The sequence below is a fragment of the Clostridium sp. CM028 genome (assembly GCF_030585565.1).
Lineage (GTDB): Bacteria > Bacillota > Clostridia > Clostridiales > Clostridiaceae > Clostridium_AD > Clostridium_AD estertheticum_B.
The window spans coordinates 2209950-2222211 of sequence record NZ_CP077766.1; the positions used below are offsets into that span (position 1 = coordinate 2209950).

Here is a 12262-nt window from a genome sequence, read left to right on the forward strand (position 1 = left end):
GATTTTTAATATGTAGATACATGACCCGCAGTATGAGATATTCTATCTGCTCTCTCTGCTGTCTTCCCGTTACCAAATCTCTCATCCAAACTTAAGTAACCTGTTACTCTTGAAATCCCTTGTATATTACTACTTCCACATTTGCTACATTTATGTGCTCCACTTTGGAGATATGTTCCACAGTCTTTACAATATCTTATATGGAAATTTATGCCCATATAACTAATGTTCGTTTGCTTATATGCATAATCTAATATGTCCATTATAATTTCTTCTGTTGGATAATCGTCAAGTTCTATATAACTAATATGTCCACCATTACATAATTTATGATAAGGCGCCTCGATATCTATTTTTTCCTTAATTGATATTGGATACCCTACTGGAATATGATAACTATTTGTATAATATTCTTTATCAGTAACCCCTGGTATTTCACCAAATACAGCCTTGTCTTGAAGTATAAATCTACCACTTAATCCTTCAGCCGGCGTAGCATAAGCACTCCAATTAAGCTTAGTTTCATCTATCAGCTTGTCAGTATAATTCCTTATATAAGATATTATTTCAACCCCTAATTTTCTGGAGTCTGCACATTCTCCATGATGTTTTCCAGTTAGCGACGCTACCGTTTCTGCAAGCCCTATAAAACCAATACCCCATGATCCATTTTTTAAAATAGGTTCTATGGAATCCTCAGGTAATAACCCTTCACTACCTACCATAAGACCTTGCCCTGCTACAAAAGGTAGATCCTTAACTCTTAATTTTTTTAAAACATCATATCTATGCATAAGTGCTTCTCTAGAAAGTTCTAACTTACTATCAAGTAATTTGTAAAACTTATCTACCTCTCCCTTCGCTAATATACCAAGTCTAGGAAGATTTAAAGTTACTGGAGCAATATTTCCTCTCCCTTTTGTTCCTGCCTCTCCATTTGCATTAGAGCAAATATAAGTACGGCATCCCATGGTAGCCGGAGTAATCCCTTGATCATAGTAGAATTTATTAAAATCAGCATCCAAGTTCATAAAGGTAGGATTCATTCTCCTACTAGCAACGCGACAAGCAAGCTTATATAAGTAGTGATATGGGTCAGTCTTTTCTCTATTGACCCCTTTTTTAACCCTAAAAATTATGTTTGGAAATACAGGTTGTTCCCCTTTTCCAAGTCCTTTTTCGTATTCAATTAAAAATATTTCACATACGAGTGCTGCGTCTTTAGATTCCGGCACTCCAATATTCATCGAACTAAAAGGCACTTGTGATCCAGCTCTGCTATGCATTGTGTTTAGGTTATATACTATGCCCTGCATAGATTGTTCTACAGCTCTTCTTAATTTACGTTCCGCAAATTCGCAAATTTTGTGCTCATCTACACCAAGTTCTCTAATTTCTTGTCTAATTTCTTGCCTTGTATATTCTATGAATGCCGCCATGTCATTGTCAAAATCGGGATGTGATTGACCTCCAAACATATCATTCTGCGTTGATTGAAGTAAAATGCATGAAAGTTCTGCTGCAGACTCTATCCTTTTTGCTTTTCTTATATATCCGTATCCTGTATTAAACCCTCTTTCTAATACTTCTCTTGTTGGTATATGCAAACAATTTACAGTTAAATTATAGCTATCTAGATCATGGTAATATACGTCACCATTTTCATGTGCTTTTGATAAATGCTTAGGCATCATAGATAAATTATGCCATTTGTTTGATTCGCTAGCAATTCTAAGTAACTTAGAACTAAAGTTATTACCAACATTAGCATTATCTCTATCTGTCTCTACTCCTATTTTTTCTATAGCTTTCATAAGGTCTGATTTTATTTCTCTAATCTTGTTACGTTCACGTCTGTAATTAGAAAAAGCTACTCCAATAACCTTATGACCATTTTCTAAAAGCGTACCTTCAACAATATTCTGTATTTCTTCAACAGTTAGTTGCTGTTTCTGCAAATCCTCAATTTTTTCTATGACCTTTTGAGTTAGCTCTATAACTTCACTTTCTTTTAAATTAAAAGCGATTTCATCCATCGCTCCCTTTATGGCATTTGTAATTTTAATTGAATTGAATTGAACCTCTCGTCCATCTCTTTTGACAACATGTAGCATATTTTGACCCCTCCGAACACAGTATCTTTTACTTTGCTTATTATACTCTAGTAAAAAATTTATATCAATTTCTAAATTAACTTCTATCATATAATACAGCCAATTAATTTTTAGTTACCTCGATATCCTTTGATTTTTTATAGTTATCGCCTTATTAACATAATTAGTTAACCTACCCGCTCAATTTTGATAATATCATCCTGATAAAAACTTTAAAAATAAAATAGTATAAAAAACATATTAAAAGCCAAACTATATATACAATTTAGATTAAAACCTATTATAAATAATAAAGTGTTGTAGGTGAATATATTTTTATAAATAGCTATGATATTATAATATAAGTTGTGTTTAGATACATTTTAGTAAAAAAATAGTATAAATACATAGATAATATTATTATTTTCAAAAAACTATTTAAAAATTCACCAAAGTGTAGTATCATAATAGTTATGTTACAAATGTTACAAATTTTTTTATTCAGGAGGAAAGTTATATGAAAACAGGTACAGTTAAATGGTTTAATTCAGAAAAAGGGTTTGGTTTCTTATCCGTAGAAGGAGAAGAGGATGTATTCGTACATTTTTCAGCTATTCAAGGAGACGGATATAAATCTTTAGAAGAAGGACAACAAGTTCAATTCGAAATAACTACTGGCGCTAGAGGCCCTCAAGCTTCAAACGTTACTAGATTATAATTCAAAATCTAATCTATAATATAAATTAATTATAGAAAAAACACCTATCACTTTGTGATAGGTGTTTCTTAGTTTATGGATAATATAAATCATACTCTCTCGCACGCAAGTCCATTTGTTCATATTATACATAAAAACATTATCACTTTCATGAATATAATAGTGTTCTTTGCTAAAACTATAATAAATATAGTTTATATATTATGAAAGGATGGTTTTATAATGTTTGGTAAAATAATAGATATGAGCAATACTGATGCTTTTATAAATTTTTTAAATGGAACTAGTATAAACGTAAGTGTTTCCCGCTTACCTAAAAATTCAAAAATAGGAGATACTATTGATTTAAATATTGATGCTCCTACTAATATGCTTAACGATACAATGATAAATTTTCTCTAATTAAGTTTAATAATAAAAACTGCATTTATTTTTAAATACAGTTTTTTATTATTTTTTGCAATATTATTAAAATCCTTTAGGTTTTTCATCTTCAAAAATTTCAATATTCCATCCTTTATCATATTTCGCTACTACGTAATATTTCTTTTCCTTCTCATTCGCTTTATTCTTAATCGTCACAGAAGATTTGTATATAGTGGATTTGTATCCTTCCGTTTTAACACTTACTAACTCATCATATCCTGTATTTTTATCTTTTACCAATAGTGCATTAAAATCATTTAATAGCTTACTTTTAAATGATTCTAAATCAGTTGATAATATAAATTTAGCCACTTCATTATCTTCACTTATATCGACAAATATTTTTTTGCTTTTATCATCATCCTTTATATACTTATCTAATACCTTCAAAATCGAATCATAATATACAGTTTCAAAATCTATAGGCTTTCTAATATTCCAAAAGTTTTCTATGATATCATTGTCAATCCTTTTAGATACAATATAACTTTTATCTGCACTATATAAATTAGCTCCATCTTTTTTATCAAGTCCCGCTATATAACTAAATTTATGGACTTTATCGACACCTTCATACATTTCAAAAATATAATCAGCCTCTAGTGTTGATTTTTCATTAACTTCCTTAGCTGACGATAAAATTTTATGTAAATCTTTTATAGCTATTTCATCCGTAACCACAAATCTAAAGCTTTTATCTCTAGTACTTTGTATTATTATTTTTTTAATTCTCCCCTGCTCAATATAATCAAAATCAACATTTTTCACTCCAAGCTTTACTTTAATTACATCAAAGCTTTTACATCCAGTAAATATAAATGAAGTTATAATTATAAAACAAAATATAATTAGTTTGCTTTTATTTTTAATCATTTGTTATCCCCCTAGCTAATCTCTGCAGGAAATAACAATTATATATTGTTATCCTAACTCTCAAATATTATTTCCACAAAGTTTCTTTTGTTATTTTAAAATTCATCTCCTTTTTATTCCCTTTATTTAAGCTGCTTAGCACAATAAAATACTAAGAGAATCATAATTGATCCTCTTAGCTCATGACTCGTTAAATCATCACCTTCAGTGCTGCAACAGCTCCGCAGGTGATGACTTAATGACTCACAATATGGTAATGGACGGTCTTTTAGATATCATTAAATAAATTATAATACTTTAAAAAGTTTTAAGCAACTCTAATTAATTTCATACGACATTCGGAGAGATGTCTAATCCATCCTATCGAACTTTCAAAGTCTCAACTATACTTTCAAAAATAGCTCCATAAGTCTCTTTAAAATTAACATTTCTTGTAAAAAAAGAAATTCTATAAAACTCTTTTCCATCATCAATAAAATATTCATAGGCCTTGTACCAATTATTATCGCTTACATTAATTAAGTATTTCACTAAGTATGTCTTTTTCCCATTTATAATAGTGTCATCTATTTTATAATTTCTAATCGCATTTTGCTTCTGTGATATCTCCTTGCTACTATCTAAAAATGCTTTTAAGTCCTGTTTACCTTTCCAAACTTCTACAAAGCCATGAATAACTGCATCATTTGATTGAAAATCGTTATGATACATAATCTCACCACCAGAAAATTTTTTTTCTTTAGTCGTCCATCCAACCGGCAATTTGTAACTTACCTTTCCGTCTATAGCTGTATAATCATTAAGTAATTTAATATCATTCTCCACAAGAATAGTAGCTTTTAGCTTGTCATCAAATTGTTTTGATATCCCCAAAAGCGTGATCATCAGTCCGAGGATTATTACTATAATTCCAACTTTTTTTCTGTTTATAAGTATAACCTTCACTGTACCCCTCCACATATTAATGTTAATATACTATATGATATACATTAAAAGAATATTAAAAAATTAAATGTGCGACTAAATTATTTAGCCACACATTTAATTCTACATATATTATTTTTTTAAAGGTACAACAATTGTAGAATTTTTAAAATCATAAAACATCAGCCAATATCCCATTTCATCATTCTCCTTATCTGAAATCCAACTTACAAAACCAGTTTTCCCTCCATAAGGTTGATGAGTTTTAGCTCTACTTCCCGGTATTCCATAAACAATATATTTCATTTTCCCACTTGAGTCACATTTATATCCTAACATAAAAGATTTATAGTTTCTAATATACGGATAATACGAAATCATAGGATAATATGCTATTGTATATTTGTTATAGTCACTCAAATCATACATATTCTCTAAATTACTAACCGGTACTTTATACCATTTGCACCATTTAATTTCATTAGAAAAATCAGGTACTTCATCAAAATCTTGCGCTACTGCCTTGAAGAATTCTCCCATAGCGCCTTTAGGATATTCCTCTTTTGAAGACTTTTTCTCCTTATAATTACACTCATCTTTTTTATCTTCTTTATGTTGCTTTTTATCCTTATCTCTATTTACATCAAAATCATCTTCAAGTTTCTTAACTTCATTTTTCCCCTTTAGTTTGTCTGAAATCTCAACATCTTCAATATTAGTTCTTTGCGTAGTATCTACCTTGTCTACTTTATCTTGAGCTTCTAAAGGTCCACGATCTTCGGTATTACCTCTTTTCATTGTTTCTACTTTTGTATCCGCTGCTTCATCCACCTTCTCATGAGTCTCTAAATGTTCGACTACTTCATCAGCTACTTTATCTTGAGCTTCTAAAGATCCAAGATCTTCGATATTACCTCTTTTCTTTGTGTCTACTTTTGTATCCGCTGCTTCATCCACCTTCTCATGAGTCTCTAAATGTTCGACTACTTCATCAGCTACTTTATCTTGAGCGTCTAGAGGTCCAATATCTTCGGCATTGCCTCTTTTCTTTGTGTCTACTTTTGTGTCCGCTGCTCCATCTACCTTCTCCTGAGCTTCTAAATGTTCGACTACGTCAGCATTTTTCACTTTAATTAATTCAATGCTTTGTTCATATTCATCAAATTCATTACTTATATCATCTGCTCTAGTTTCCTTCTTATCCTTATTACAATCCGCTAGTTTATAGTTTTTCCACTCATTTGGTTTATCTGTTGTTGAAAATCCACTCATTATTGAAATCACATTAACATCTAAGAATTTTACAATTGCAGCTCCAATAATTTTTTCAGCAGAAATGCCGGTATCCGCTATATTGTCCATATCATATTCATGGGAAATGTCTACCCTACCGTGATCGTCTATGTTCAATTTACCAACTTTTATAATTTTGTTTACATCTTTTTTGCCGCATATTAAAATCATGTAATAAGGTTGTTTTTCCTTCCTTAGGTTTTGCACGTAGTATGAAACCTTACATTTACTGTTTTTCATCTCAAGCTTTGCATATCCAGATGGAATCTTGTCAGCTTCTAATGAATAGCCTTTTTCATCTTCTTGTAATATAATAAAGTACCTACTATAATTTTTTTTAGGTGTCACCTGCATTTACCTCCATATAAAACTTATTCATTATAATATATGAACCATATTATAAAAAATGAACACTATATAGAAATTTATTTTACAAGTCCTATTTCATCCGAAAGCGTTGCAAACTCTTGCAGTGATAAAGTCTCGCCTCTCCTCTTAGGATCAATGTTTGCTCTTTCAAAACATTTTAGTAAATCTTCTTTAGGAATTCCTATATCTTTAACAGAATTCCATAAGATTTTCCTTCTCATATTAAAAGATTTTCTGACTATAGAGAAGAATAATTCTTCATCCTTCACCTTAACTTTAGGCTCTTTTAATCTATCTAATCTTATAACCATAGATTCTACTTTAGGCTGCGGCAAAAATGCTGAAGGCGGCACGAGCCGAAGTATTTTCGTGTCACAGTAGTACTGAACTAATATTGAAAAGGCTCCGTAAGCTTTGCAATTTGGCTCTGAATCTATCCTCTGCGCAACTTCCTTTTGTATCATTATAGTTAAAGATTTAAAATTATAACCCCCAGTAAGTAAGTTAACAATTATTGGTGTTGTTAAGTAATATGGTAAATTAGCAACTAATTTTACAGATTTCTCATCCTTAATTAGTTCATTAAAATCCACTTTTAAAGCATCATTATGTATAAGCTCAAAATTATCGAACTCTTTTAATTCATCTTGCAAAATCGGTAAAAGTTTTTCGTCTAGCTCTATAGCACAAACTCTTTTAGCTCTCCTTAAAAGTGCTCTAGTTAATGTACCAAATCCTGGTCCTATTTCGATTATAAAATCTTCTTCATTAACTTCTGCCCCCTCTACAACATCGTCTAGCACAGAGTCATCTATTAAAAAGTTTTGGCCTAAACCTTTTTTGAATCTAAATTCATATTTTTTACTAACCTCACTAATCGTCAAATCTGCCATAATTCATCTCCTTGTTTATTTTTTGTACAGCATTTATAAATTCTTCTTTTATAATTCCATAATTGTTTAACCTAGTTATAAATTGCGCCGAATTACCGTATCCTATACCTAATTCGTTTCCGAGCGCATGGCGTCTTTCCTTAGCTCTAATATCTGCTGTTAACTTGAAAAATATCATATCTTGCACGTCAAACTCTTTTCTTTTCTCTTGGACTTCAAATTTTGCAGTTTCGAGAGCCCTTAATATTGTTTCAGGTGATGCATTTTCAACACCTATATCTCCGTCCTTAGTACCTTCCTTTTGAGATATGTACGCATGTTTTACATTTGCTACTCTTTTGGTAATAATCTTTCTTATTTTTTCTCCAGCAAAGTCTGGGTCTGTAAATACTATTACCCCTTTTCGCTTTTGCGCTTCCCTTATTTTACTAATTACCTTTTCGTTGATTCCAAAGCCTCCTACAGAAATTAGTTCAGCGTCTACCGCTCTTTTAACTGCTGTGATATCATCTCTTCCCTCAACTACTATCACTTCTTTAATCATATTGTCCTCCTAATTCTTCATACCGCAGGGCACCACTTATTATGTGGTTATCGACCTGCTATGATAAACTAAGGCATTTTCCTTATTATATAATCATAAAAAATAAAAACATCCCTTAGTATTTCTTTTTATTGCTGTATCTATAATACCATTTTACTTATTAATAGTGAACTATAAAACAAAAAAAGGAGCTTGCGCTCCTATTTAACAATATAAATACTTACATTTCGTGCTCCCCAACCCCACATTTCATCACTGGAGTCGTAATACAAATCTATATGATTACCCTTTATAGCTCCACCTATATCTTCTGCAATACCATATCCGTACCCTTCTACGTAAATCTTGCTTCCTAATGGAATAACGCTAGGATCAACGGCTATAGTACTATATCCCTCTGAGTTTCTTTTCGCCCTCACCCCTGTGCTAGTTATACCAAAGTCAGGGTCGCCCGCACTCTTACCAGTGCAACTATAATCAGCAGTATATGCTGTTGCCCTAACCTTCAGTTTCCTAGTATAACTAATATCGCCTCCACGGGATGGTGTATATACACTAGTAGTACCTAATGCAATTATTTCCTTAACGGGCTGTGCTTTAAATTCTTCATTAACTAATTTTCTAGATACTTCTTTGCCATTTTCATAAACAACAGCTGAAGTTATAACCTTCTGACCAGTTATGCCTTTTTGAATAACTTTCTTTACACCTTTATTTAGTTCATCGCTGCTTTTAATTTCGGTTGCAAATTTAACTGCTTTAGTTTCCTTCACATTCTCAGTGTTTACTCTTGTTACCCTTACTGCGAGACCTGATTTTAGCGAATCACTTTTTAATGGGGTAATCTTGTCTTCATCACCTAATACAATTTTTTCTGCTTTTAGCATATCTTCTACCGTTTTTTCAGCAGTTTGTATATTTAACTCTTTCCCATCAACTGTTACTTTGACATTTACAGCTTTTTTTATATATATTTTATCTCCGTCTTTTACTTTACTGTCTAAACTAACTGTTATTTGGTCTTTTGACCCTAATGCTATATTGTTACTTTTTAGTATTTGAGTAACATTACTTTTTAAAGTTATAACTTCTATAGCCTTTCCATCTACAATAACAGATATAGCTTTTTTCATGTTAAACATAGTAACTGAAATGCATGTTAATAATAGCATTACTACAAAAAATGTCTTGGGACCATTTGAAAAATAGTTCTTAAAATTATTTTTCGCGTTTTTTATCATATAAATTCCCTCCCTTAGTCAAGAATACTTGGGTATTATACCTTGAAGCATTAAATATGTCAAATTTCGACCCAATTATTCTTAGTTTCGACTTTTAATGCATCTTTTTGCATATAATTATATTCTTAAACCATCTCAACTAGCCCATTCTTGAGGGTAACCCGGCAAATTAATATTCACCATTAAAATCATATGTTGGAAATTTAATTTTAATTACCAACAATTCTGTGTAAAATTATCACACTAATTGTATTAATAACCATTCTACACTATTTGTAAATTTTTAGCAATTGTTTTATATTATATATTGTTGCATTTTCAATTTCTCCTATGGTTTTACCCTTAACTTCTGATATTTTTTCTATTATGTACTGAATATAATCCGATTGGTTTCTTTTCCCTCTATGTGGTACAGGCGCCATGTATGGACAATCCGTTTCCACTAGTATCCTGTCCATTGGTACGATCCTTGCAATCTCTGCCGTTTTCTTTGCATTTTTAAAGGTTATAACACCAGTGAAGCCTATATAATACCCTAATTTTAAACACTCCTTAGCAAATTCAACACTTCCTGAAAAACAGTGAACTACCCCTACTACTTCCGGAAATTTCTTTAATATATCTAACGTATCTTTATGGGCGTCCCTATCATGAATAACCACTGGTAATCCAAGTTCTTTTGCAAGCTCCATTTGAAGTTTAAAAGCCGCTTTTTGAATTTCTCTATCCGGGTTTTCGTCGTAATAATAATCTAATCCTATTTCTCCTATAGCTCTAACCTTTGGATAATGTGTTAAATTCCTTAATTCTTCAATAATTTCCTCATTAACAATATTTGCATATTCAGGATGTATTCCTACCGCCGAGTATATAAAATCATATTTATTCGATAACTCTACTGACATTCTTGCACCGTCAAGTGATGCACCGCAGTTTAAAACCCCTATTACTCCTTTATCGTTTAACCCCTTTATTACTTCTTCTCTATCTCCATTAAAGGCCTCATCATCATAATGTGCATGTGAATCAAATATCATAATCTATACTGTCGTTAAACCCGTTAATTTCAAAAGTTTAATTACAGTTTTCACCATCCTTTCTATGTAATAATAAATTCTTTAATATAATTCAAATGTCTGTTTGATATTATATCACTAATATTCAACTATTTGCAAAATTGTATAATCGACAATTTAGTTAAAATAAATAAAAGCCACTTTACGACGAAAGTGACTTTTACCTATTAATTAGTAATGTACTAAAGCGACCCTAATACAGGTGATAATAACCCCATAATTGCGCCTAGCAGTGCTCCGAGCCAAGTTATAGCTCTTAACTCTTTGCTAGCAATGTCTAATATAATTTTCTCTGAAAAAGCTACATCAAATTCATTGATTTTGTCTTCAACTATCTTAGCTACATTCAACACTTCAATTACGTCAGCAGACTTATTCTCTACGAATTTATTGTATAGCTCAAGAGCTACTTTGGAAACAGATTGGGGTATTTTATCCCCCTTTCCATTAAATATTGATTTAGTTCCCATATGTAAGAATCTATTAATCATTACAGATACTATTTCTGTAATTTTTATTTTTGCAGAATTGCTTTTTGCCATAGCTTCTATTCGACTTTTTATAAATTTTTCTATTTCATTTTTATAATCTATGCCTATTTTTTCGAGCAACTCCTCAATAGACATGTACTTATTAAATTTACCCTCTAACTTATCAAAAGTGTCACTAATAAATTTTTCATCTATAACCTTTGTTGTAAATAAATTAATCAAAGGCTCTATACCGTCGTCTATCCCTTCTCCTGGTAATTCAGAAAGCACAGTAGATATTGAATTTTTGAGCAACTTGTCTATTATATCATTAATAATTAAGGCAATATCATTATGATTTTTCGTATCATCTAAGAATTCGTCTATCCCAATTGCAACTTTTTCATAAACACTATCCACATTCATAAACATTGCTATCATGGGGCTTAGTTTAGTACTTATTGTTTCCCCTACAATTTTTCTTAATTTCTGACTGTTTTTTTCTTCTTTCATTGTTTTTTTTATTTCCATGGCAATATTATATCTTTTCCCATAAACATACACTTTTAAATTGCTTATCATCTTACTAGGTATAACTTCCTCAAAATTCTTGTCTAAAACCACTAACTGAGCTACCTTATCTTTTAATATTTTTTGAATTTCCTTATAAAATTCTTCCGAATTTTTATACTCAATAACCATGTTTAACGCTTTATTTTTTATTGAATTATATAATTCACTTTCACAAATGGTTTGTGGTTTAACCTTTAGTTCTAGCATTATTTGTGCATATGCATATTTAGCAATACCTTGTTTAACATCTTCTTCATTTATATACTCTATAAGTAATTTAGAAAGATTAGTGTTAGTATTCTGCAAAAAAGCACAATATTCATCGCCTAATAGGGATCTTATCTCATCTTCTACTACATTCTCGCTATTCCCCATAGCAGACACCTTACTTTTCACCCAAGAATCCAATTGCTGATTCATATCTTCACTGCATAAAGACTCCATAATTGTTTCCTTTGTCAAAAGATGTTGGCCTATAGACTCACCCACACTTTTAGCAATTCTAGATTTTTCTTTTGGTATAAGACCTGGAGTAAATGGAACTTTAAATTTAAAAAGTCTAATCTCATTGTGAGGTCTAAACAACATCTTTATAGCTAACCAATTGGTTATATACCCGATAACAGCTCCGATTAAAGAACCTATAATAAATTTCATATTATTTACCTCCTTGTAATTCTTAGTAGTATTTATAACAACTAATTATAAATCTATCCTTATTAAAGTTCAATAGGTCGATGTACCCTAAATAAGGCACATTCAAATGCAA

11 protein-coding genes are annotated in these 12262 nt (G+C 31.0%); 2 read left to right on the forward strand and 9 right to left on the reverse strand.

What is annotated here, in order from left to right; genetic code table 11:
• Positions 1-5: 5 nt before the first annotated feature.
• On the reverse strand, positions 6-2114 hold the full coding sequence (gene nrdD, locus KTC94_RS10290) for an anaerobic ribonucleoside-triphosphate reductase (RefSeq protein ID WP_216303340.1): 2109 nt from the start codon (positions 2112-2114) through the stop codon (positions 6-8).
• A gap of 496 nt (positions 2115-2610) precedes the next feature.
• Between nrdD and KTC94_RS10295 the strand changes: the two genes are divergently transcribed.
• Complete coding sequence (locus tag KTC94_RS10295) at positions 2611-2811, forward strand: cold-shock protein (protein ID WP_071611001.1); 201 nt, start codon at positions 2611-2613, stop codon at positions 2809-2811.
• Positions 2812-3033: 222 nt separating this feature from the next.
• Positions 3034-3213, forward strand: coding sequence for a hypothetical protein (locus tag KTC94_RS10300; protein WP_165412906.1), 180 nt, complete (start codon positions 3034-3036; stop codon positions 3211-3213).
• A gap of 66 nt (positions 3214-3279) precedes the next feature.
• Here the strand turns inward: KTC94_RS10300 and KTC94_RS10305 are convergent, their stop codons facing one another.
• The 8 genes from KTC94_RS10305 to KTC94_RS10340 all read right to left on the reverse strand — a co-directional run bounded on the left by KTC94_RS10305 (position 3280) and on the right by KTC94_RS10340 (position 12150).
• Positions 3280-4110, reverse strand: a complete 831-nt coding sequence (locus KTC94_RS10305) for a hypothetical protein (RefSeq protein WP_216303314.1) — start codon at positions 4108-4110, stop codon at positions 3280-3282.
• A gap of 360 nt (positions 4111-4470) precedes the next feature.
• The gene (locus tag KTC94_RS10310) at positions 4471-5055 is read right to left on the reverse strand and encodes a hypothetical protein (protein ID WP_220320318.1); all 585 of its coding nucleotides are present in this window, start codon (positions 5053-5055) and stop codon (positions 4471-4473) included.
• A 111-nt stretch (positions 5056-5166) separates the two neighbouring features.
• Positions 5167-6675 carry a hypothetical protein gene (locus tag KTC94_RS10315; RefSeq protein ID WP_304518641.1) on the reverse strand — a complete coding sequence of 503 codons (1509 nt, stop codon included), beginning with the start codon at positions 6673-6675 and terminating at the stop codon, positions 5167-5169.
• Positions 6676-6752: 77 nt separating this feature from the next.
• Positions 6753-7589 carry a 16S rRNA (adenine(1518)-N(6)/adenine(1519)-N(6))-dimethyltransferase RsmA gene (rsmA, locus tag KTC94_RS10320; protein WP_220286918.1) on the reverse strand — a complete coding sequence of 279 codons (837 nt, stop codon included), beginning with the start codon at positions 7587-7589 and terminating at the stop codon, positions 6753-6755.
• The gene (gene rnmV, locus KTC94_RS10325) at positions 7570-8133 is read right to left on the reverse strand and encodes a ribonuclease M5 (RefSeq protein WP_165412902.1); all 564 of its coding nucleotides are present in this window, start codon (positions 8131-8133) and stop codon (positions 7570-7572) included. The genes rsmA and rnmV overlap by 20 nt, the downstream gene beginning before the upstream one ends.
• Positions 8134-8333: 200 nt before the next feature.
• On the reverse strand, positions 8334-9374 hold the full coding sequence (locus tag KTC94_RS10330) for a 3D domain-containing protein (protein WP_220320316.1): 1041 nt from the start codon (positions 9372-9374) through the stop codon (positions 8334-8336).
• A 269-nt stretch (positions 9375-9643) separates the two neighbouring features.
• Positions 9644-10411 (reverse strand): TatD family hydrolase, encoded by a 768-nt coding sequence (locus KTC94_RS10335; protein WP_220286919.1) that lies wholly within the window; start codon positions 10409-10411, stop codon positions 9644-9646.
• Between the two features lie 221 nt (positions 10412-10632).
• Positions 10633-12150, reverse strand: a complete 1518-nt coding sequence (locus KTC94_RS10340) for a DUF445 family protein (protein ID WP_220320315.1) — start codon at positions 12148-12150, stop codon at positions 10633-10635.
• Positions 12151-12262: the final 112 nt, after the last annotated feature.

Bases quoted from the DNA above. Each gene is read 5' to 3' on its own strand.
- nrdD (WP_216303340.1), bottom strand. From the start codon at position 2,114: ATGCTACATGTTGTCAAAAGAGATGGACGAGAGGTTCAATTCAATTCA.
- KTC94_RS10295 (WP_071611001.1), top strand. From the start codon at position 2,611: ATGAAAACAGGTACAGTTAAATGGTTTAATTCAGAAAAAGGGTTTGGT.
- KTC94_RS10300 (WP_165412906.1), top strand. From the start codon at position 3,034: ATGTTTGGTAAAATAATAGATATGAGCAATACTGATGCTTTTATAAAT.
- KTC94_RS10305 (WP_216303314.1), bottom strand. From the start codon at position 4,110: ATGATTAAAAATAAAAGCAAACTAATTATATTTTGTTTTATAATTATA.
- rsmA (WP_220286918.1), bottom strand. From the start codon at position 7,589: ATGGCAGATTTGACGATTAGTGAGGTTAGTAAAAAATATGAATTTAGA.
- rnmV (WP_165412902.1), bottom strand. From the start codon at position 8,133: ATGATTAAAGAAGTGATAGTAGTTGAGGGAAGAGATGATATCACAGCA.
- KTC94_RS10330 (WP_220320316.1), bottom strand. From the start codon at position 9,374: ATGATAAAAAACGCGAAAAATAATTTTAAGAACTATTTTTCAAATGGT.
- KTC94_RS10335 (WP_220286919.1), bottom strand. From the start codon at position 10,411: ATGATATTTGATTCACATGCACATTATGATGATGAGGCCTTTAATGGA.
- KTC94_RS10340 (WP_220320315.1), bottom strand. From the start codon at position 12,150: ATGAAATTTATTATAGGTTCTTTAATCGGAGCTGTTATCGGGTATATA.